Source organism: Paenibacillus sp. lzh-N1, assembly GCF_002872435.1.
Lineage (GTDB): Bacteria > Bacillota > Bacilli > Paenibacillales > Paenibacillaceae > Paenibacillus > Paenibacillus polymyxa_C.
In genome coordinates this window covers 3,263,784-3,285,687 of the sequence record NZ_CP025696.1, presented here as the reverse complement: position 1 = coordinate 3,285,687, position 21,904 = coordinate 3,263,784, and the positions used below count along the sequence as shown (strand labels likewise).

Here is a 21,904-nt window from a genome sequence, read left to right as displayed (position 1 = left end):
CATCATATGCAGACTCTTAGGCACTTGCCACCCTGTACAGAGATTCACTTTTGGGTAAAAAGGATACTTACTGAAATCCACGTTTGAAAAAAAATTGTTAAAAGTTAAAATAGTAAAGGTGAAGATTGCTACAAGAAGAGAGGAACTACAATAACATGATTATCAAACCAAGAACACGTGGCTTTATCTGCACCACTGCTCATCCGGTGGGCTGTGCCCAACATGTTCAGGAGCAAATTGACTATGTACAAGCCCGTCCTGCTATCCAGGGACCTCGTAATGTGCTTGTGATCGGGGCATCGGCCGGATATGGGTTGGCTTCTCGAATTACGGCCGCTTTCGGTGCGCGTGCCAATACAATTGGCGTGTATCGTCCTAGCAATGCTACGGCTACACGCACAGCATCAGCAGGCTGGTATAATTCTGCTGCATTTGAAAAAGCAGCTCAGGATGCTGGGCTTAAATCTTTAAGCGTGACAGGAGATGCCTTCTCGGATGAGGTCAAAGCCAAAACGGTGGAAGCCATTCGCGAAGAACTGGGACAAGTCGATCTGGTGGTTTACAGTGTGGCTTCAGGTCGCCGTACTAATCCCCGCACAGGCGAAACGTCTAATTCCGTGCTCAAACCTATTGGTGAGCCTTACACGAATAAGACCGTTAACTTCCACACCGGTGAAGTCAGCAGCGTGACGCTCGAACCGGCAACAGAAGAAGAAGTACAGGGGACTGTAGAGGTTATGGGCGGTGAGGATTGGAAATTGTGGATTGACGCCTTGCGTGCAGGCGGCGTACTCGCTGATAATGCCACTACCTTCTCTTTTTCGTATATCGGTTCAGATATTACCCAAGCCATCTACCGAGAAGGCAGTATCGGAAGTGCAAAAGATCATCTGGAGGCGACAGCACGTCAGCTGAACGACCAAATGAAAACCACGGGTGGACGCGCCTTCGTCGCAGTCACCAAAGGACTCGTTACCCAATCCAGTTCGGCCATCCCTGTCGTTCCTCTGTATATTTCCGCTTTATATAAGGTGATGAAGGAGAAAGGGCTGCATGAAGGGTGCATAGAACAGAGCTACCGCCTGTTTGCCGAGCGTCTGTATGCACCAGAAACTGCGGTAGATCAAGAAGGTCGTATTCGCATTGATGATTGGGAACTGCGCGAGGATGTGCAGGCAGAAGTAGCGAAAATATGGGAGGAACTGACGACCCATAATATCTATGAATTGTCCGATCTTGAAGGATATCGTCGCGAATTTTTCCAGCTGTTCGGCTTTGAGTTCGAGGGTGTAGACTATGATGCTGATATTGATCCGATCGTAAATATTCCTAACGCACGCTAAGTCTTTTAGTGCTGCCATTCTGTTAGAAAAATATAAAAAAGCTGTCTCTGGCAGAAGAACATTCTCTTCTGCACAAGGACAGCTTTTTGTTTTCTAACTAAAAAGGAACACTTGTGTCTATTTTGAACTGCAAAATGTGTAAACATTGCAATTTTAAAATTCATTTGATATTGTACAAGTAGGCATAGCAAAATCCCTCTTCTTACCAAGAGGGTAAGCACAGTTGGACAAGTCCTACCTTGACTGACCGTGATTATATTTGCTCAGCCCATCACATCCCTGTAAGGAGGTGAACAATATGGCAAAAGACGTTCTGTGCGAAGTCAACTCATGCACGTACTGGGCTCAGGATAATAAATGCAGCGCAAGCTCTATTTATATCGTAAGCAACAAGCCTGCAAACACTCACACGTCCGAAGAAACAGACTGCAAAACCTTTGAAGCAAAATAAACCTTTGTTTCCAAGCCAAACCATAGCTTTATCATGAAGGAGCCCCTGCCAGGGTTCCTTCTTTCTTATGATTCTAACAAGAATGATAATTATTATCAAGTCCTTTTTGCAGTAATGGATTGAATCTTTCGAAGCACAAAAGAAGCGTTGCCTGAACGATTCGCTCCGCTTCTTTTGTTTTTCTGTATAAGGTCAATTATTCAATGGGATTATCATTTCTAAGTCTTTATGGTATGTTTTTACTTCTTTACCCTGGGCATCCTTCATAGGCACCCATTTCTTGTTGACGGTCAGCGTATACGGCCTGATGGTGATGGAAGAGGGTCTGGTTGCAAACGGAGCATACATTTCAACTTCGTGATAATTGAGCGCCGGAGCCTTGTTATAAATTCCCATCAATTCTTGAGCAATCAGTTTGCCTTGCGGGTCCGCAATGTCATAATACATCTTGGTTGCACTCCAATTTCCAGTCTGTTTGGATGTACTCGGCACTTTACCATTGCTGTCAATAATGGTCCGGGTATTGGCCGAGGAGAGCTCAATCTGCTTGACGGTATAACTGAAATCTCCGCTGCTCTGCGTTTTTTCCGGCTTAAGGACCAGTTTGTCCTTCACCGTATTCTGCACAGGCACCTTAAATGAAAACGGTTCTTTAATGCCGCTAACATTGATTTTTAATGCCATTTCAAATGAGTCTGGCAGATTTTTTTCAGATAATCCTTTGTCTATTGCGATTTCTAATGTATTATCCAACATTTTTTTATTTTCGTCGAATACCGCGTTTGTGACTCTCAATAAACTTATTTTTTCTCCATTAATAGATATTTGAGGATCTATTAAGTAACCCTTTTCTAACTTCTGGGATTTGTCCTTGCTGAAAGGAGGCATTGTACTGATCTTGGTGATCCCCTTGCGTTCAATTTGCACGGTCAGACGAATCCCGTCATATTTCACCTTTTTGACCGTCAGTGTGACGCCATCCCGGGTCAGACTGCTTGCGCTTGCCTCCGGGGCAGTTGATTGTGCATCTGCTGCCTGGATTTTCCATGCAGTATCGGAAATCGTCACTCCTGTACCCATAATCATAGTTACTGAAGCTAGAATAGCCGATTTGAATATTATACGCTTCACTTTAATATATTGCTTCATTCGTATTTCCTCTCCTTTATCGTCCGGATTGGGTTGTTTTATCATTGAGATGGGACTGGGATCGTCATTTCCAAATCCTTATGATATGTTTTGGCCCAATTTCCCTCTTGATCCTCTATCACAGACCAGTCCTTCTTAACCGTCATAGTGTACGGCTTGATCGTAATGGAGGTCGGTGTTTTTGCAAATGGACTGTATGCCTCATCCTCATGGTATTCGGAATCAGGGCTGCGATGGAACAGACCTAACATATGTTGCTCCAGCTGATTTCCGTCCTGATTCACAATGTCGTAATACATTTTAGTCGCGCTTAAATCGCCTGATTGCTCTGCGGCGCTCGGTACTTTGCCCTTGCTGTCCACAATGAGACGGGTTGTTACCGGAGTCAGCTCGATCTGCTTCACCGTGTAACTGAACGTTCCGCTGCTCTGTGTCTTATCAGGCTTCAGCAAAATTTTGTTTTTGGATAAATTCTTCACCGGCACCTGAAATTCAAAGGGCTCATGGAAGCCGCTCACATTCACTTTTACTGTAATCTCAAATTCATCAAGTAGATTTTTCTCTGACAGTCCTTTGGTTATTTCATACATAGCCATATTGTTGATGAGCTTGCCGTCTTCCTTTTTGCCAACCGCGTCCGTAAACAAACCGTACACCATCTTTTGTCCTTCAATAAAGACCTTAGGTGTGAACAAATACCCTTTTTTTTGCTTTTCCACGGGTACCTTCTCCAATGTATTCCCCTCGACACTCACGGCATCCTCGGGCAAATAAGGGGACATAATCCTCTCATCCTCTACCCCTTGGCGTTCAATCATGAACACCAGCCGTGTTCCGTCAAACATAACCTCTTTGATGTTTAAGGTCACTCCATCGCGGGATACACTCAAATGGGGTGTCGTCGTCAGTCCAGATTTACTGGCTTGCTGCAAGCTTCTGTCAAAATTATATTGGAATACGCCGCCGATCAACGGGATGTTTTTTAACGTTTCGGCCATAGCTGGAGACACAAAACCGCTTCCCAGCACCAGTCCTCCCAAAACTGCCGCAGCAGACGCACCGATAGCCACTCTTTGGGTCCATGTGCCTTTTTTATGAGTCAACTTCCTACTCACCACGTCCATTTCCCCCAACCTCTTCATAATGTCATCCGTATAGCTAACCTGAGGCATCTTCTTATTTTGGACCGTGCGGCGGATTTGCTCCATTTGCTCGTGTTCAGTTTGATCCTGCCATGCGCTCATTCGTTAGCCCTCCTTTTTTTATTTTTTGCTGAATCAGCTTTTTGCGTAACCGTTCATACTTTTTTCGCAAAGTCGCGGGCTTGCAATCCATAATTTCTCCGATCTCCTCAAAGCTGTACTGCTCAACAGCTTTCAACAGCACAAGATTTCTTTCTTCTGAATTCAGATTCATTAAAAGCTCATCGACTTCGCGTTCATCATCGGATGGATAGTAATCATCGAGATGTTGCTGTTGCTCTTTTTGGATCGATATTAATCGATGCCAGCGGCTTTTTTTCCTAATTTGATCCAGGCAGTGATAGTATGCTACTTTATAAAGCCACGCTGAAAAGGAAACCTGCTGTCTATATTTACCTATTGCCTGATATACTTTGATAAATATATCCTGTACCGCATCCTCCGCTTCCTCGCGGTTTTTCAGAATGTAATAGCAGTACATATATATCTGCTTTTCATAAGTACGTATGATGGTGGCATAAGCCTGTTGATCGCCAGCTTTGACGCATTCCACGACGGATTCTACATGTTCTGTATGGTCGTTGGCCCCGGGGCTGAACCGTTCCATAGGATCACCTCCTTGTGTGTCCGTCATTATCTGTATAACGAATACTGTCTTCCTGATTGTGACAACTTCTATAAAATCAAAAAAATTCTCGCTAAAGACAAAAAAAAGAAGCGTCGCTCTGAACGATTCGCTTCTTGTGCTTGACCTTTTGTAATTGTTCCTGCTTGGTTGGCTTCATTCGCGTGTGCTGTGAAATCTCGCCATAATGATCATTCGTTTTACGACTCTGTGCCGCGCAATAGATCCCGGCGCGTTTCGCCTTGCTCAACGCCTTTTGTGTTTGAGTACGTGCCATAAAGCTTCACTCTCCTTGATTGGACTCCCTGTATCATAGCATCCAATAGGCAAATCGTGAATGGTTTGTCTGACTCAAACATTCTTTAATTCATTAAATGTCTGAAAAAATATCCGGATCGCCACTGGAGGCCGCCACAACAAAAACAATAACCAAGAAAATAATAATCAGTGCATAAATCAGTGTGCCGATAATACTACATACCAGTCCAGCAATGGCCATACCTCTGCCTTGCTCGCCATGACGGTTAATTTCCTTCAGGGAAAGACTGGACAAAATAATACCCACAATTCCGATAATCAACCCAAGATAGGGAATGACAACAGATAAAATCCCGAGCACCATCGAGGCAACAGCTTTACTGTTTGTAGGTGGAACTACTGGGGGCTGGTTAAATGGAGCGTTATAATCGTTCGGCTCCTGAAAAGGATCGGAAGATCGAGGCTCCTTGTACAAGTCACTCATCTGTTTAATTCAACTCCAATAATTATAATAGCAATATATAAGTTCTAGGGTACCACAATCTTACAAATCAGGACAGTACTTATTTCAATTTTTTAAATTAGAACGTTAAAAAGAAGAAGCGTAGCATCTTAGCACTTTTTGAGATAATCGGGCATACAGTACTGTACCTATTACAGATAAATTACGCTCCAAGAGAGCATCCTGCCAAGGAGGACGGAGCTATGTTATATCGTGGAACAGCCCGCAGAAAGGGCTCGGCTCACCAACGTTTACATGCAGAGACACTTCGGAAAATATCCGCCGCCATGCTGCCATTTTACAAAGCTATTGCAACCCAACGTGCTTTTGCCGTCCAATGGTCACGAGCTGTCGTTCAGGGTAATTTGGATCGGATGAAATCCCTTCTCTGCTCGGTAGCGCCATTTGCCGCCAAACAAGGCTTAGGTACGAATGGGATTGGCTACTTTGTTTCCTTTTTAGCTCAGCCGCCGATGCTCTATTACACGAACGGTACGACGATTCCCCCAGGGACGGTGCAGTTTACATTTGAGCCAAAGGTTCATCGTGCCATTGCCAAAGCCGTTTTTCCGCTGTATCGCGAATTGGCACGCAATGAGTGCTTTGCTTCTGCCCTAGCTAAAGCGATCAACAGGCGAGACCAGCGTGCAGTTCATGTAATGATCCGTAGTTTAATTCCATCCTCTGCGCTAAAATCTGTAGACATTGAGGATGATGGTTTTGCATTGCTTTTTAAGTATCCCTTTAGTAAGTACCCCTATCGCAATCTACTTTTTCGAGAGTTCACTTAAAAAGGTCGCTACAAGCGCACTTGCTTAAGTTCTTCAATGAGCTCTTTTCCCATTTGTATAGCCATGTCTGTCAGCACTCGGATTTCGTCCTTGGTTGCATGATCCAAATGCGTCCCGCAGCAAATGGCGAAGTTACCCGCAAACTCTTTACGCAAGCGAACTGCAATTTCTTCAGTAATATAAAATTCCTTGTGGTTTTGCAATTGCACGGTTTGAATCGGCTCAAGCCTAGCCCCCGCAGTAATCGTCCCCAAGTGAGGCTGATCACCGCCTGATATGAGCACAACGATATCTTCCCCCATAAAATAGGCATCCAGCACAAGACGGATACGTCCGCTTTCTTTTTCCAAATGAATCATATGATCCTCTCCTGCTAAAAATATTATTGTGAAACGATTCACTTCATAGAGTACCATTCATTGTATCGCTTCCTGAACTGTTGGACAAATTTAAAAAGGCCCACAGCAGCCTCTATTAACAGTGGCTTGCTGTAGACCTTTATTGTATTCTAAAAAAACTCCCATCCTCTTACTTGCTGTTAACGGATTGTGATGGTATGCACTGCCTTACCCGTTGCGCCGTCATTATCCGTTACTGTTAGCTCCACGGTATACGTTCCGGCTGTGGTGAATTTATGCTTCACCTTGGAACCAACTGCCGTATCGCCATCACCAAAATTCCAACCGTAGCTGACGATCTCACCATCTGTATCGCGGGAAGCTTTGGCGTTAAATTGTACATTTTTGTTCTTCTTGGCTGAGTCATTCGCCTGGATAATAGCTACCGGCTTTTCATTCGATGTAGGTGGATTCGGACCTGGGCCCTCTCCTCCACCATGGGTTACATACAACCTCCCCGGCGCCTCCGTCTCCACTTCATTCCCCGCTGCATCCCTTACCCGAATCACGATGACTCCGCCTTCCAGGTTCAGAGAAGATGAAGTGAGATAAGTACCTTCATAGTGGCCTGACGAAGTTTCATTTAATGGAATTTCATTACGGGCCAAAGTGGACAGGTTAAAGGGCAGCTCCACATGGAAGGATGCCTCCAAACCGGATGCACTGTCAAAAGCTACTCGTACCGGCTGTCCTGGAGTAATACGTACATCCTCAGCAGGGCTAATATTTTCAAGCTTCGGCAGCGCTGTATCGACATACACCGAGCGTGTAACAGTCGTTTCGTTTTCGGCAAGATCTTTGGCCGTTACCGTAATTTGATTTTCACCTTCATTGATAAGCAGCCGTTTATTAAAGCTACCGTCACTTCCGAATTCAGCGGGCTCGCCGTTAATCGTCAATTCGGTGAGGAACTCGTCATACACCGTACCGGTTACACTGACCACACCCGCATTTGTACGAGCTCCTTCATCAGGTGAAGTCAGGATCAGACCCGGTTTAGTCTGATCGAGCGTTACAACCACCGGCTCGGAACGATCTGTTACTTTGCCGTATACCGCCGCTTGAACACTTAGCGGATTAGCACCTGGCTGAAGATCGACCGACAAACTGAATTGACGATCCTTCACTTTCGTTGTGCCAGTCAGCTCCTTACCGTTAAAGAGCTGAATATCAGCTCCTTCTGCCGGAGAAGTTCCTGTTACGGTAATCGTTTCCTCCTGCGTATACGTAGCCTTCGTAGGAGTCGTAATCGTTGGAGCATTCACCGGATATCTGACGATAGCCCGGATCATGTAGTTCCCTTCCTCTTCAGGTGATTGGCTCCATGTGCCGCTTACACCTTGCCAACTGCGGAGCGCATTTGGGCTGTTTTCATCTGTAGCCAGACCTGGTGACTGTGTGCCTACCGCAGACTGTGTATATACGATGTAGAAATCACCTTGAACCGTCACCGGCTCTGGAAGCTGCACCGTCGTCCATTGTGTCTCATCCCGGACAGCAGTCCCGTCGAATGGACCAGCCACTAGTCGTCCAGGTGCTCCTGCTGCACCGGAGGCGTCATAGATAGAATATTGGAATGCCGTTCCCCCCGGATTCGGGAAAGCAGAGTTCCAGAACAAAAGGGATGCTCCTGTCACTTGTGCCACTTCCGACTCAGGTGTCATTCTCACTGCCCATGAATTGCCTGCCGCGTTAAAGGCTCTGGCATTTTCTCCTGTACCGTCATCATAGGCAATGCCTCCTTGGAAACCGATGAAAGGCTTCAACGTGACATTCGCTTCAACACTGCCGTTTGGAGGAGCAGTCACGGAAACACTGTCACTGTAATAATTTTCGGCTGCAATGGACAATGTGTATGTTCCTTCCAGCACGTCCAGCGTAAATTCTCCAGCCTCATTCGTCTCTACAGGAGCAATACGTGCATCTTCCAGCACCAATACTTTCGCTTTTTGGATCGGTTCACCGGATTGCTTGTCGGTAATAACCCCGTGAATCGTACCGTGAGGGACAGCCTGGAGACTAAAGTTTGCTCTGATGACTTTGTTATTTTCAATTGTGACTGCTTTCGTCTGAGGCACGTAACCGTAGGCTTCGGCCTTCAGCGTATAGTCACCTGCTACATGAGTGAAGCTGTATTTGCCCGTGGTTGGGTCTGTTTTCACCGAACGTCCGGTTTCCAGTACCGTAACGGTAGCACTGGCTGGAAGACTGTCAAGACCGACACGTCCACGCTCCACGGATGCATCTGCCGGCTTCACTTTTTCCTGGAATTCACTCTTTTCAGTGCTTGTAATTTTATACAGCGGGAATTGTTCTTCCGCTTTTTCCAGCTTGATATTGGACTCAGGTACGATATCCTTGGTCACTGTCGAAGCTGGAACACCCAGCACACGGAAATCGTCAATGTACCAGCCATTTTTGTTCACACTGTTATCCGATTTCAAGCGGAAACGAACTTGAATCTCATTGCCGGTATAGCTATCCAGATTGTAGTAAACAGGCGCCCAATTCTTACCGCTTGTATTATGTGAGAACTTACCCAGCTCACTCCACGTGTCGCCATTGTTTTTGGACACTTCTACATATCCGTGATCATAGCCGCCCTCAATTTCAAACCAGTGGTTGAAAGTCAGTGTTGCATTGCGTATACCATTCAAATTAATTTTTGGAGTAACCAGCGAAAAATCAGCACCGTTCTCATAGTTGCTATCGAGATCGGTGGCCCACACATTCGGCTTGGACACTGCGCTCCCCGGTCCTACTTCCTTAGGAATGCCGCGTTCCCATTCATCCTTGGTCCCGGAATGAGTCCAACCATTGTCTGAGCTGCCATCAAAATGATCGCTATACAGCGTATCCGGCACGTCCACTCTTAGTGAAGCCTCGTTCGACTTGACACCTTCGTTACCGCTATAATCCTCGGCTGCCACTGCATAATGATAGGTCGCACCACCGACGGTGATCGTATCCGTGTAGGTCAGCCCAGAAGTTGTACCGATGGAAGTATAATTTTTGCCGGACTGGGTTGAACGATACACCTTGTACTGCTTCACATCTTCATCAGAGGAAGCACCCCAGGCGAGTGTAACATTGCCCACATTATCTGCTTCAGCAGTCAAATGGCCAGGGGCAGCAGGTGCAACGGCGTCTGGTTCCTGAATGGACAGATCGTCAATATACCAGCCATCTTTCACGATCGTATTGTCACTAGTAAAGTTGAACAGGAGGTATACCTTTTGACCCGCAAATGCTCGCAAATCAAGATATTGTGTTTTCCAGCCATTGCTAGTTCCAGTAAACGATAATACCTGCTCAAACGCATTCTGATTGTTGGTGGTCGCTACATACACTTTGCCGAAATCAGAATTGTTTTCAAGATCGTACCAATGCTTGAAGCTGACCAGTGCCCCCTTGGAACTCTCGGTCAGATCAATAGGAGGAGCCATAAAATAACTGTTGGTGTTGGTCTGGTATTGGCCTTCGAGATTGGTCGCGATGACCTTTGTACCCGAATGTGCGCTTTTAGGGCCGCTTGTGGGGGTTCCCCATTTCCAAACACTACCCTGACCACCGATATTAATACCGGCGATGTCTTTTTCAAAGTCTTGTGTGTAGCCTGGTTTAACACCTTTGGAGACATTCACCTTATATACTTCCGTTTCAAAACCATTATTGCCGAAATCATTTACACGGATATAGTATTCCAGACCTGCGCTATCCACCAAAAAGGTCGGAATGGACGCTTGATATGTACCGTCTTTGCTGTCTCCGGAGGTCCGCTCCAACGGAATGTATACATAGTTTGACGAACCCGCTGTTTTGGCAAATGCCTCAACGGCTGTTACGCCAACATCATCCGTAACATGAGCCGTCAAAGGTATATCAAGACCCTCAAATGCAGCTGCAGGCGGTGTATGCTCAAGAACAGGCGCTTCCAGATCGTCGCCACCTGTTACGACTTTACCGGATACAGAGCCCAGACCTTGCATGACAGATCCGACTGCATCGAGTGCATTAATGACACCATGTCCATATCCATTGTTTGGCGAAGTAGGATATGTGCTGTCTGTCCGAGGGGTAGCCGTGTTTTCCAAAATTTCCTCCAGCTGGTCCACGGTAAGAGAATGATTCGCTTGCAGCAGCAGAGCAGCCAGACCCGCAACATGAGGACCCGCCATGGAAGTACCGTTATAGCCACCTTTATAACCGCCACCAGCCACGGTTGAACGAATATTTACACCCGGCGCGGAAACTTCGGGCTTGATCTCACCGTAAGGTGAGGGTCCCAGCAATGAAAAGCTTCCCAGTTTATCATTGATATCGGTTGCCCCAGTGGCAAAGGATTCCGGATAGTTGGCCGGATTGGCTACCGATCCAGGTCCGCCCGGGTTGGAGAGAGAGGTGTTCCCTGCGGAGAATTCGGGAAAGATCTGAGCATCCCGCCACGCCTGAACTACAGGCCGAAACCATTCATCAAGACCCGGTCCGCCTCCCCACGAGTTGTTCACTACATCTGGAGCAAGCTCGGGATGAAGATTACCTTGGGCATCTTTTGGCGCAAGCAGCCATTGACCGCCGTCCAGTATAATCGCATCCGTCGTTTCCGGATTAAAAATCCGAACCGCAATCCACTTTGCACCAGGGGCAACGCCCACTCGGTTCGTTCCATTTTCCTCGGAGCCGACCATCGTGCCCATCGTATGCGTACCATGGGAATCGTCTTCCTGATCGACCGGAAGCGCCGCATGACTATGCGGATCATACCAGCTCAGTTCTGGATTTACGACATTGCCTGCCGCATCCAGACCACGCCATTTGCGATGAAGGGCCGGATGCGTGTAGTCTACGCCTGTATCGAGGTTGGCGACCACGATTCCGGTTCCGTCAATTCCTTTTTCCCACACTTGTGGTGCGTTAATATGGGATATATTCCATTCCACCGTAGATGGATCCACAGCGTTCTTGCCTGTATTGCCGGGCAATGCCGATGTTTTGCTATCGTCCTTTTCCGGTTCTACAGCCTTCTGTGCTGTGTCAGACTTTGCCGTTGCTGTTGCTGCCGTTGCTGTTCCAGCCGCTTTGGCGCCTGTGTCCTCTGGCTGCTTATCAACCGTTACCTTTTGCAGATAACGTGTTTCATTCGGCAAAATTTTATCGACCTCGGGCAGCTTCGAAATATGGTCCAGCACCTCCTTGGTGCTCGTGACAGCCAAAGCATTGACAATAAAATAGCTTTTATATTCTTTTACTCCGCCGCTCTCTGATTCCTTATCCAAATAACTTTCAAGCCCATATTGAGTTCTGGAAGCCGTTTCACGCAGAGAGCTGATCACATGGCTGCGCACAGCCATTTTGGCAGCGGAAGGTGTTATTTTCTCAAGTGAAGCCTTTTGGAGAGCATTTTTGGAAACCTTGTTGGTATCTACCTGTTCTTTTAATTTGACCAAATAAGTAACATAGTTGTTCTCCTCAAACTGTTTGGTCAGTTTCGGGGACACCTTCGCGGTTGTGACCTTGTGTGAGGCTGATTTCAGCTCCAGCTTGGAGCCATCCGGTGTGTTTTTCGCTAAAGCGGGTTGAACAAATGAAAAGGCCATAAGCAAAGAGAGTCCAATAGATAACGGTTTCTTGAAAAGTCTAGGTTTAATCAATTACTTCTCCACTCCTTTTACTAGGTTTAATAATTCTGGAATAACCTGTACAAGAGTCAGACCTCATGCCTTGCACATCAAACACGCGGCTTGCGCAATACGATGTGTTGGCGACCACCTCCTTCATAGATTATAGAAAGATATAAAAGTATTGGGCTGTTCATAGATGGCAGTACTTCATAGGTGAGTTTATAATCCAATAGAAAAGCGATGAAATTTTAGTAGATACCTAGGAGAAAAAGCAGGAGCATTTCGAAGAAAAAAACATGTTATATCATTACATTTTATATTAAAAATTGATATAAAATCATATATTATGGATAGTATAAAGTTACCAAAACAGATATACAAGTCATTTTTTTGCATTTTTCTTGAAATTCTATGACTTTTATGTTCATTTATGTACGAAAACCTCTTTTAGCGGCTACGTCATGAGTGCAACACACGGTTAGCAGGTGCATACATCTTTGTACGAGCCACCCAAAGGGATTTTCGGGGATCTTTTTTTAAACCTGTCTGATATTCTTAGTTAAGTACGGAGTTCACCGCAGCAAGCGCATCGATCAGACCATATCCATAACCATTGTTGGGTGAGGTCCGATACTGACTGTCTGTCAGCGGTGTCGCTGTTTTCGAAATAACATCCTCTAATTGATCCACGGTCAAAGATGGTTTAGCCTGAAGCAGCAATGCCGCTAATCCGGCAGTATGCGGGCCTGCCATAGAGGTACCGTTCCATCCACCCTCATAAACCCCGCCCGGTACAGAAGAACGGATGTTCACGCCAGGAGCCGAGATTTCTGGCTTCACTTCGCCATAAGGAGAAGGACCACGCAACGAGAAGCTGGCCAGCTTGTTATTGATATCGGTGGCTCCCGTGGCGTAGGCTTCAGGCAGATTTGCCGGATTAGCCACAGACCCAGGTCCGCCCGGGTTCGATAGTGTTGTGTTGCCTGCGGAGAACTCAGGGAAGATTTGAGCCGCTCTCCACGCCTTGGTCACTGGGCGATACCATTCGTCCAAACCAGGTCCACCACCCCAAGAATTATTCACCACATCCGGTGCAAGCTCAGGGTGTTTTTTGCCGTTTTTATCTACAGGCGCAAGAATCCACTGCCCGCCGTCCAGCAAGATGGAGTCTGTGGTATCTGGATTGAATACTCGAACGGCAATCCACTTGGCCCCCGGAGCAACACCGATTTCATTCGTACCGTTGCTGTCTGAGCCAACGCTTGTCCCCATCGTATGTGTACCATGTCCATTGGAATCTGTGGGCAGCGATGCTCCATTAACCGCATCATACCAGCTCAGCTCAGGATTCACGACTTGACCAGAAGCATTCAGCCCCCGCCATTTTCTTTTCAGTGCTGGATGAGTATATTCAACACCTGTATCTAGATTGGCAACGACAATGCCTTTGCCGTCAATACCTTTGGCCCAAACCTGCGGTGCTTTGATTTTAGAAATATTCCACTCGACACGACTTGGCGTTACCGCATCTTTATATACGGATTCTTGCACCGATTTTTGTGCATTCTCTTCCGTCACAGCCAGGTCGACAGCAGTTTGGTCTGCACTGTTTGGTCTGCTGTTGATTGCTCCCCTACCGGCTGGGCATCCTTATCTATTTCTACCTTTTGCAGCTCCCGCTTTTCATCTGGTAAAATTTTGTCGATCTCAGGTAGGGTTGCGAGATTATCCATGACCTCTTTGGTACTGGTTACCGCAAATGCATTCACGATAAAGTAACTCTTGTATTTTTTTACGTTTCCGTTATTGACTTCCTTCTTTAAGTATTCTTCCACAGATGGTTGAGTTTTTTCTGCAGTATCCATCAGAGAGTTGACAACCGTTTTACGTACAGAAAGCTTAGCAGCAGCGGGGGAAATCTGCTCGGCAGAAGCTTTCTGAAATGCGTGCTTAGCCAACAGACTCCGTGTCTACCTGATCTTTTAATTTAACCAGATAGGTGACATACTCACTGGTGCTGAATTGCTGGTTCAGCTTGGCTGAAACCTTGGCGGAAATCGTCGATGCTCCTGGTGAGGAGGTTGTGCTGGAATCTCCATACACCGGAGAAATCAGAGAAAAAGCAAGAATAGCGGTAAAACCGACCGACAGCGTCTTTTTGATATTTTTCGACTTAATTAATACTTTTCATCTCCCTTTACTTGGTTTTTTTGATTCTCAAAGACAACCTTCCGATAGCAGCGTCAAAAGCTCACAAATAGCCTCTGGTACTCACCTCCTTAAAAAATATAGATTCTGGGGTGAAATCCATAGGTCATATTCTAAGGTGAATAACCTTTGGTGCAGACCGCAAGGAACGATATTCAATTAAGAACTGTGGACAAGTCTGGAAGAAAGTAAGTGAAAAAAATGAAGAAAAAGGTAGGGTAGGATACTAGAAGTGATCGAGGAGGTTGATAAGCATATATTAAAATACAATTTAAAACAAAAGAATGAAACATATGGTATCTTTTGAATCTAGTATAGTGTCATAAAATCAGATATTCAAGCATTTTTTTGAATTTTATTCCTTTTTTTCTTGAAAAATCGAAAAACCTCTTCCATTTTCAAAACAAATGCGGGTCTTCTTCGTGCATTTTGTTTCGGATCATAGAAGAGGTTTTTCGGCATTCAGCAGCAAAAGTAGAAAAGCGCTATCTGCCGCTATTTACAGGTATGGGAACCGAAACGGCTCCTTCTGGAAAGGAAGATTTGGTTTCCTGGGTTCTACGACACAGGCTCGTACATTCTCGAAAAGCCATTTGTCTGCACCCACTGCACCGATCCTGATTTACCATTGCAAGAGCTGCTGTTAAGGCCTCTCCTGTATGTTCAAAAAAATGATTTTGTCCGATCATGTCATAGCATCCGGTTTTATGCAGTAATTCCAGCGGTTGAGGCTGGAGTCCGGACACAAGCACTGTTCCACCAGACTTTCGGTATTTTTGTATTAATGCAGTAAAGTTAGCTTCTCCCGTCATATCCATAAAAGGGACCTTTCCCATACGCAACAACAAAATCCCTTGCTGGAGACCAGTCTGTCCTCCTACACCTGAGTTTTCCAACGCTGAAGCTGCACCGAAAAATAGGGGGCCTTCCACATTATAAATAGCCACCTGCGGGCAATCATGCTGCTCTGTGACCATATGTGCGCCTACCTTTTCATGCTTTACAGAAGGGTCAGGAAGCACCTTATCTACTGAAAGTGTATTGCTCATACGTTTGACAAACAATACAACTGCCAGAATCAGGCCGACCTCCACAGCCGTTGTCAGCGTCGTAAAAACCGTCAGCAAAAAGGTGACGACCAGCACAATAGAATCCGCTGTCCGTGTTTTGAGGATGTGCGCAAAATGCTTGCGCTCACTCATATTCCAGGCCACTACCATCAACACCGGTGCCATACTAGCTAACGGAATATTAGATGCATAAGGTGCAAAAAGCATCAGAATGAGGAGTACAACGACCCCATGCACAATACCTGACATAGGAGAAACCGCGTTGTTGCGGATATTGGTGGCCGTACGGGCAATGGCACCTGTCGCAGGAATACCGCCGAATAGTGGTGTCAGCAAATTGGCAATCCCTTGTCCAACCAGTTCGCGATTGCTGTTATGGCGGTCTCCCGTCATCCCGTCAGCTACCACCGCTGAAAGCAGTGATTCAATAGCCCCCAGCATCGCTATAACAAGTGCTGGCGGCAAGAGCTTCACGATTAATTCCCACGTCATTGCAGGAATATGCAGCTCAGGCAAAGATGCCGGAATTTCGCCATAAGCAGAGCCAATCGTAGCCACCTGCCCTGGAAAAAACAAAGCTGCCACCAGCGTTGACAAGAGTAGGCCGACCAGTGAGCCAGGTATCTTGGGCCATTTTTTAGGCACCACAATAAGTCCAGCAAGACAGATACAAGCTGTCAGGATGCTGTACACATTGAGTGAAGGAAGCCGATGGATGATCTCTGCCATCGAAGGCAGAAAAGTTTCATGTCGCTCTACCCCGCGCAAGCCGAGAAAGTTAGCAATCTGACCACTGAAGATCGTCACGGCAATCCCGGCTGTAAAGCCAATGGTTACGGGCTTGGGAATAAATTTGATCAACGCCCCCAGCCTTAGAACACCCATTAAAATGAGCATAATGCCTGCCATAAAACCAGCTATAAGTAAATTCTCATAGCCGTACTGCATGACTATAGCCAGCAAAATCGGAATAAACGCACCTGTAGGTCCTCCGATCTGAAATTTGGACCCACCCAGTAGTGAAATCAAAATTCCCGCTATGATGGTTGTGTACAGACCATATTCCGGCTTTACCCCCGATGCAATGGCAAACGCCATACCGAGCGGGATAGCCACAATCGCCACAATGCTTCCAGAAATTAAATCCTTTCGTAAAGCCCCTGCGTTATAGCCTTCAAACCTTCCTCTCCACTTCATCCTGTAACCCTTCTTTTCTGTAGTAGCATTACTTCTCGTTACGTATGCCTTCCAGCAACGAGATCGCTTCGACTAAATGATTGTCAAAAATTCGCCGCGCCACCGCTAGCAGCTCCGTTAAGAGCGGATCACGTAGTGAATACACGACCGTTGTGCCTTCCTTGAAGCTGTTCACCAAATTTTTAGCCCGTAAAACAGCCAATTGCTGCGATACGGCAGAACCTTCGGAACCAAGCGCAGTCTGCAGCTCGTTCACATTCCGTTCCCCTTCACTCAGCACCTCCAAAATGCGGATGCGCAGAGGGTGAGCCAATGCTTTGAAAAAGTCAGCCTTAAACTTCTGGAGATCTCCTTCCATTCCTGCGCCGTCCCCCTCACAGAATTGTTTCATAACGATCAACAATATCTGAATATTTGAATATTCAGTACAATAACAGCTTTGGGTCAATTGAACTATGATGTTACTCACACTTCACCATGCGTATAGTCACATTTTTCCACACTTTTATCTTTCAGGGTTGACAGCTTCCACAGGTTTCCATTAACATATCAATTAACTTTAAGAAAAGGGGGCCGACAGACATGACCAAGCTTTACACGATAATGACAATCAGTCAGCATGATACAATCACATATTCGAAATTTCGTCTCATCGGCCCCGTTCGGGCAACATGATGGGGGTATCACGCTGTCTGACGGCGTGATATGCCAGGCTTTTTTTATTTTGTATGCTATTGAAAGAACAGGTTATTTATATTTTTATGATGTACTAATCATAAAATGTAATGACACTTTCGGTGCAGGAAGCCGTAGACGACAAGTCTGCGGCTTTTTTGTTTTTTTCAAATCTTTTTATACGATGTTATGAATTTACATGAAGAAGGGAACTACCCATTTATTATGAATATACAACCTACGACCAATTCATCTTTTCATGAAGGACCATACAGCCACCTGATGAAGCTTCCGGCAGGGGATCTGACCGTGTACGCTTCGCAGCAACTCTTTTCCTCACTGGATTACAAAGTGTTCGAGATGGCTAATAACAATTTACAAATTCCAGGTATCCGCTATATGGGATACACACCGGATGTACATGTAGGCGTCGGAACCTGCATCGGTACAACTGCGGTATGGGGAATGGAAGACGGCTATGTATCTCCCTCCATCGTCGGTAGCGATATCGGCTGTGGCATGCGCGTACACCTGACCAATCTGCACAAGGATGCCTTGAAGGAAATCAAGCTGCGCCGCAAGTTGGTTAAGACGATCGACAAATACTTGCCGATGGAAGCCCACCAACGCGGACATTATTCGGATATACGGCTGGAGCATATTGTACGCAAAGGCCTGCATGGCTTGCCTAATAAATATATCCCGGATAGCTACACTCCTAAGAAATCCACCTCACTGAGCCATGTAGAGCACAGTAAGTTCTCCTTTGACGAGGAAGTGCTGAATCTCGTCGAAGATCGTACTTGGCACCGGGCTCATCGGCAGCTCGGCACGCTGGGTGGAGGCAATCATTTCGTCGAAATTCAGGCGATTGAAATTGCAGAAGAAAATAGAGAAGTCGCTGAAGCTTGGGGGATGTTCGACGGTCAGGTGGCTGTGATGATTCATTCCGGATCACGTGCTTGGGGGGGAGCAGTCAGCCAGACCAGTTCATCTGCCATTGCCAAAGCGATGAGCCGTCTCGGTCTCGGCACCTCCGATCCGAGACTGGTATTCGCACCGCTGGATCATCCCGAGGCAGCACATTATGTGGATATGATGTACTCAGCGCTGAATTATGCTGTGGTGAACCGACATCTGATTGCATACTCCGTGCGAGAAGCCTTCCGCGATGTCTTTGGTACAAAGTGCGAGTTGCGTACTCTGTACGATCTGATGCACAATTATGCTTGGGAGGAATCCCATTCAGATCACGGTAGCGTGTTTGTACATCGTAAAGGTGCGACGCGCGCTCTTCCAGCAGGACACCCCGACAATCCGCGACCTTATCAGTCGACTGGGCATCCGGCCCTGATCCCCGGTTCTATGGGGACTGCCTCTTATATTATGGTAGGTTTACCAGGCGGTCAGGATAACTTTCACTCCATCTGTCATGGAGCGGGCCGTATTCGCTCGCGATCTGCAACCAAACGGCTCGTGAGTGTGGACGATTTTGCAGGCGCTCTGGGTGTAGGGACAGACGACGAAATTGTGGTCAACCAGGCATCTCTGGAAAGTATTATCGACGAATCTCCACAAGCCTACAAAAATGTAGATGATATTATTGAAAGTGTTACCGGGGCAGGACTTGCAGCCGTTGTAGCCAAATGTAGACCGCTGGCCGCCCTGAAAGGAGCAAAATAATGTTGAGTATAGACACCCCAGCTATTTATGAATTTGACGAACGTACAGATGGACGCATTACCGGTTATGCTGCTTATGCCCGTCTGATCGACGGTATTAGTGAAGCACTTTATAACCGCTATGGCGTAAAATATGAGTTGTACGCCAGTGATGATCCCAATATTGAGTATTGGGATTTGCTGGAGGAGGATATTCGTTCAGGCAGCCCTGAGCTGGAGCATGTGGCACGGGTGTTCGATCGTTTGGAGGAACGTACCATCCAGTATGACGATGACGGGCCAACTCCTGAATACGGTGTGCATCTGTCGATGCGTAACAATGTATTTGCCTATCCCAAATGGGGGATTGCACTGGCACGAGTTCCCTTTTTCCGTGATAATGGCGTATATAATGAAGATTATGTGTTTGCCATAGGCGACCAGGAGCTGCAAAGCTTCCTCGCAGGAGTACGCGGTCGTGAACGCAAGCAAAATATGAAGCGTGTCACCGTCTTTACCGATACAAGCCGTGGACTCTCCCGACAAGCAGAACCGATAACCCGCGCAATTACGCGGGATGACGTGATTTTGAAAGCGGAAATCAAGCGGGATATCTTCCGATCACTTGATCAGTTTTTTGAAGCGGATCGTACCTTCTATCAGACTTATAACATTCCTTACAAGCGTGGGATTCTGCTATACGGCCATCCAGGCAACGGTAAAACAACCCTAGTGAAATCTATTGCCAATAGCGTGCCAGGTCCGGCCGCTTACTGGCAAATTACAGAATATACAACCAGTGAATCGGTCAAAGAGGTGTTCGAGGCAGCTACTCGCCTGGCTCCGATGGTGCTGGTCATTGAGGACATTGATTCCATGCCTCAGGAGGTTCGTTCCTTTTTCCTGAATACGCTCGACGGCGCTACGTCCAAGGAGGGTATCTTCCTGATCGGAACGACCAATTATCCCGAGAAAATCGATCCGGGTCTGATGAACCGGGCGGGCCGCTTCGATCGGGCTTATGAAATCAGTTTGCCTGACGAAGCGCTGCGACTCGCGTATCTCAAGCTGCGTAACTTCCTTGTTTTTGCAGGTGAAACAGGTACACAGAAGGCGGCAGCGATGACAGACGGCTTCTCCCTGGCTCAGCTCGGAGAACTATATGTCAGTACGGCTCTAGAATGGCATGAACAAGGAAAAGCCGATATTGAGCTGATTATTAAAGGTATGCGAGGCGAGCTTGATAAAAGCCGCAAGCAGGACTGGTTAAAAAATGTATCCGAAGGACGAGTCGGCTTCTTCTGATTCATCCTTTTATTGCCTCATTATGAAATTTATGTTACATTGATAAACAATAAAGTACCGAAAGGGTGACCTTAAGCCAATGATCTACTAATCCTATTCCCAAAGAAAAAACGTAATCTTACGAATTTTCTGGATAGGATTAGTGTAGGCTTTTGGGTATTAACGATAAGAGCATTGCTTCTTTGACGGGAGCAGTGTATCTTCTTGTTCGTATGTCTGCCTCCTATCCAGAAACCAATGGATAAGGAGGTTTTTTTTGTATGAAAAGAATACTCGCAATTCTCATGATCAATATATTCATTGTGATGGTCGGCGTGGGTTTGATCACCCCTATTCTGCCGGAACTGATCATTGAATTTGGTGCCAGTGGGCAGGCCATCGGTTTATTGGTGGCAGCCTATGGCATAACGCAATTCCTGCTCTCGCCCATGACTGGGCAGCTGTCTGATCGATATGGGAGAAAAGTTTTTATCGTCGCAGGTGTTATTGTTTTTGCTGTAGCTAAATTCATCTTTGCTATTGGAGATGAGCTGTGGATGCTGTATACCTCTAGACTTCTAGAAGGAGTTGCAGCAGCCCTGATTATTCCACCCATGATGGCATATGTAGCTGATATTACAACAACCGAAGAACGTGGCAAAGGAAATAGTCTGCTAGCGGCAGCGATGTCATTTGGATTTGTCATTGGTCCAGGACTTGGTGGCCTTCTTGCAGGATATGGAACGAGAGTGCCACTGTATACAGCAACAGGTGCAGCTATGATTGCAGTTATTTTTTCAATCGTTTGTTTACCTGAAAGTTTATCGAAAGAACAAATGAAGGCAGCACGAGCAAGAATTAATCATCAAAGAGAGTCTATTTTCAAACAGTATGCAAGGTCATTGAAATCAAAATATGCGATGTTCTTTGTCATTGTCCTGGTGATGACTTTTGGACTTGCTAATTTTGAATCCGTTCTTGGTTTATATGTAACGAATCGCTTCCAATTTTCACCGCAAAATATTTCAATCCTTCTAACTGCAGGTGCTGTGATCGGCGTCGGTATGCAGGCATTAGTTGTTGCTAAAATGATCCATCAGTTTGGTGAAAAAAGGTTGATCAAAGGCTCGCTTCTCTTCACCTCTGCTGCTTATATTTTATTTCTCTTCGCCAAAGATTTTTGGAGTATCTTTCTTGTGACTTCCCTTATTTTCTTTGCTACAGCTACGCTTCGTCCAGCTCTTAATACACAATTGTCGAAGATGGCAGGAAATGAGCAAGGATATGTAGCTGGTATGAATAATGCCTATATGAGTGTCGGGAATATTTTAGGTCCTACTCTAGCGGGATTATTATTTGATGCGAATATGTTCGCTCCATTTTTAACAGGCTGTTGCATTCTTTTGATTACCTTCTTGATTACATTAAAATGAAAGTAAAATAAAAGAGGACAACTGATGAGCAAAAGG

The 21,904-nt window shown here is 46.2% G+C and carries 16 protein-coding genes and 1 pseudogene; 7 read left to right on the top strand and 10 right to left on the bottom strand.

Features of this window, described 5'->3' with window-relative positions:
* The first annotated feature begins 155 nt into the window (after positions 1-155).
* Together fabV and C0638_RS14915 are read left to right on the top strand one after the other, a co-directional pair.
* Positions 156-1,343 carry an enoyl-ACP reductase FabV gene (gene fabV / locus C0638_RS14920; protein WP_040103122.1) on the top strand — a complete coding sequence of 396 codons (1,188 nt, stop codon included), beginning with the start codon at positions 156-158 and terminating at the stop codon, positions 1,341-1,343.
* Positions 1,344-1,641: 298 nt separating this feature from the next.
* The gene (locus C0638_RS14915) at positions 1,642-1,794 is read left to right on the top strand and encodes a DUF1540 domain-containing protein (RefSeq protein WP_017426780.1); all 153 of its coding nucleotides are present in this window, start codon (positions 1,642-1,644) and stop codon (positions 1,792-1,794) included.
* Positions 1,795-1,986: 192 nt separating this feature from the next.
* Here the strand turns inward: C0638_RS14915 and C0638_RS14910 are convergent, their stop codons facing one another.
* The 5 genes from C0638_RS14910 to C0638_RS14890 all read right to left on the bottom strand — a co-directional run bounded on the left by C0638_RS14910 (position 1,987) and on the right by C0638_RS14890 (position 5,512).
* Positions 1,987-2,943, bottom strand: coding sequence for a DUF5643 domain-containing protein (locus C0638_RS14910; RefSeq protein ID WP_052452894.1), 957 nt, complete (start codon positions 2,941-2,943; stop codon positions 1,987-1,989).
* A 41-nt stretch (positions 2,944-2,984) separates the two neighbouring features.
* A complete protein-coding gene (locus tag C0638_RS14905; protein WP_040103121.1) occupies positions 2,985-4,187 on the bottom strand; it encodes a DUF4179 domain-containing protein in 1,203 nt (400 codons plus the stop codon).
* The gene (locus C0638_RS14900) at positions 4,162-4,752 is read right to left on the bottom strand and encodes an RNA polymerase sigma factor (RefSeq protein ID WP_040103120.1); all 591 of its coding nucleotides are present in this window, start codon (positions 4,750-4,752) and stop codon (positions 4,162-4,164) included. The genes C0638_RS14905 and C0638_RS14900 overlap by 26 nt, the downstream gene beginning before the upstream one ends.
* A gap of 91 nt (positions 4,753-4,843) precedes the next feature.
* Positions 4,844-5,047 (bottom strand): hypothetical protein, encoded by a 204-nt coding sequence (locus tag C0638_RS14895; protein WP_058711764.1) that lies wholly within the window; start codon positions 5,045-5,047, stop codon positions 4,844-4,846.
* A gap of 93 nt (positions 5,048-5,140) precedes the next feature.
* A complete protein-coding gene (locus C0638_RS14890; RefSeq protein ID WP_013372515.1) occupies positions 5,141-5,512 on the bottom strand; it encodes a DUF4190 domain-containing protein in 372 nt (123 codons plus the stop codon).
* Positions 5,513-5,733: 221 nt separating this feature from the next.
* On the opposite strand from C0638_RS14890, the gene C0638_RS14885 reads away from it, so the two are divergent.
* Positions 5,734-6,321, top strand: coding sequence for a hypothetical protein (locus tag C0638_RS14885; RefSeq protein ID WP_058711765.1), 588 nt, complete (start codon positions 5,734-5,736; stop codon positions 6,319-6,321).
* An 8-nt stretch (positions 6,322-6,329) separates the two neighbouring features.
* Here C0638_RS14885 and C0638_RS14880 read toward each other — a convergent pair whose 3' ends face one another.
* The 3 genes and pseudogenes from C0638_RS14880 to C0638_RS14870 all read right to left on the bottom strand — a co-directional run bounded on the left by C0638_RS14880 (position 6,330) and on the right by C0638_RS14870 (position 14,470).
* Positions 6,330-6,680, bottom strand: a complete 351-nt coding sequence (locus C0638_RS14880; protein ID WP_025365561.1) for a prenylated flavin chaperone LpdD — start codon at positions 6,678-6,680, stop codon at positions 6,330-6,332.
* A 179-nt stretch (positions 6,681-6,859) separates the two neighbouring features.
* Positions 6,860-12,370 carry a S8 family serine peptidase gene (locus C0638_RS14875; protein ID WP_058711766.1) on the bottom strand — a complete coding sequence of 1,837 codons (5,511 nt, stop codon included), beginning with the start codon at positions 12,368-12,370 and terminating at the stop codon, positions 6,860-6,862.
* 525 nt (positions 12,371-12,895) lie between these two features.
* Positions 12,896-14,470, bottom strand: a pseudogene (locus tag C0638_RS14870) (S8 family serine peptidase).
* Here C0638_RS14870 and C0638_RS25710 point away from each other — a divergent pair.
* Positions 14,355-14,711: a hypothetical protein gene (locus C0638_RS25710; protein ID WP_233902343.1), complete on the top strand. Its 357-nt coding sequence runs from the start codon at positions 14,355-14,357 to the stop codon at positions 14,709-14,711. The pseudogene C0638_RS14870 and the gene C0638_RS25710 sit on opposite strands and share 116 nt — an antisense overlap.
* A 322-nt stretch (positions 14,712-15,033) precedes the next feature.
* Here C0638_RS25710 and C0638_RS14865 read toward each other — a convergent pair whose 3' ends face one another.
* Together C0638_RS14865 and C0638_RS14860 are read right to left on the bottom strand one after the other, a co-directional pair.
* Positions 15,034-16,815, bottom strand: a complete 1,782-nt coding sequence (locus tag C0638_RS14865) for a SulP family inorganic anion transporter (protein ID WP_058710402.1) — start codon at positions 16,813-16,815, stop codon at positions 15,034-15,036.
* Positions 16,816-16,843: 28 nt separating this feature from the next.
* The gene (locus C0638_RS14860; protein ID WP_007431533.1) at positions 16,844-17,173 is read right to left on the bottom strand and encodes an ArsR/SmtB family transcription factor; all 330 of its coding nucleotides are present in this window, start codon (positions 17,171-17,173) and stop codon (positions 16,844-16,846) included.
* 542 nt (positions 17,174-17,715) lie between these two features.
* Between C0638_RS14860 and C0638_RS14855 the strand changes: the two genes are divergently transcribed.
* From C0638_RS14855 to C0638_RS14845, 3 genes are all read left to right on the top strand, one after another.
* Positions 17,716-19,173 (top strand): RtcB family protein, encoded by a 1,458-nt coding sequence (locus C0638_RS14855; RefSeq protein ID WP_058710403.1) that lies wholly within the window; start codon positions 17,716-17,718, stop codon positions 19,171-19,173.
* Positions 19,173-20,456 (top strand): AAA family ATPase, encoded by a 1,284-nt coding sequence (locus tag C0638_RS14850; RefSeq protein ID WP_013372524.1) that lies wholly within the window; start codon positions 19,173-19,175, stop codon positions 20,454-20,456. Before C0638_RS14855 ends, C0638_RS14850 begins: the two co-directional genes overlap by 1 nt.
* Positions 20,457-20,716: 260 nt before the next feature.
* On the top strand, positions 20,717-21,868 hold the full coding sequence (locus C0638_RS14845) for an MFS transporter (RefSeq protein ID WP_058710404.1): 1,152 nt from the start codon (positions 20,717-20,719) through the stop codon (positions 21,866-21,868).
* Positions 21,869-21,904 lie beyond the last annotated feature (36 nt).

Excerpts from the sequence above, each read along its gene's own strand:
- fabV (WP_040103122.1), top strand. The coding sequence starts at position 156 with ATGATTATCAAACCAAGAACACGTGGCTTTATCTGCACCACTGCTCAT.
- C0638_RS14860 (WP_007431533.1), bottom strand. The coding sequence starts at position 17,173 with ATGGAAGGAGATCTCCAGAAGTTTAAGGCTGACTTTTTCAAAGCATTG.
- C0638_RS14915 (WP_017426780.1), top strand. The coding sequence starts at position 1,642 with ATGGCAAAAGACGTTCTGTGCGAAGTCAACTCATGCACGTACTGGGCT.
- C0638_RS14895 (WP_058711764.1), bottom strand. The coding sequence starts at position 5,047 with ATGGCACGTACTCAAACACAAAAGGCGTTGAGCAAGGCGAAACGCGCC.
- C0638_RS14855 (WP_058710403.1), top strand. The coding sequence starts at position 17,716 with ATGAATATACAACCTACGACCAATTCATCTTTTCATGAAGGACCATAC.
- C0638_RS14890 (WP_013372515.1), bottom strand. The coding sequence starts at position 5,512 with ATGAGTGACTTGTACAAGGAGCCTCGATCTTCCGATCCTTTTCAGGAG.
- C0638_RS14865 (WP_058710402.1), bottom strand. The coding sequence starts at position 16,815 with ATGAAGTGGAGAGGAAGGTTTGAAGGCTATAACGCAGGGGCTTTACGA.
- C0638_RS14880 (WP_025365561.1), bottom strand. The coding sequence starts at position 6,680 with ATGATTCATTTGGAAAAAGAAAGCGGACGTATCCGTCTTGTGCTGGAT.
- C0638_RS14910 (WP_052452894.1), bottom strand. The coding sequence starts at position 2,943 with ATGAAGCAATATATTAAAGTGAAGCGTATAATATTCAAATCGGCTATT.
- C0638_RS14885 (WP_058711765.1), top strand. The coding sequence starts at position 5,734 with ATGTTATATCGTGGAACAGCCCGCAGAAAGGGCTCGGCTCACCAACGT.
- C0638_RS14900 (WP_040103120.1), bottom strand. The coding sequence starts at position 4,752 with ATGGAACGGTTCAGCCCCGGGGCCAACGACCATACAGAACATGTAGAA.
- C0638_RS14905 (WP_040103121.1), bottom strand. The coding sequence starts at position 4,187 with ATGAGCGCATGGCAGGATCAAACTGAACACGAGCAAATGGAGCAAATC.
- C0638_RS14845 (WP_058710404.1), top strand. The coding sequence starts at position 20,717 with ATGAAAAGAATACTCGCAATTCTCATGATCAATATATTCATTGTGATG.
- C0638_RS14850 (WP_013372524.1), top strand. The coding sequence starts at position 19,173 with ATGTTGAGTATAGACACCCCAGCTATTTATGAATTTGACGAACGTACA.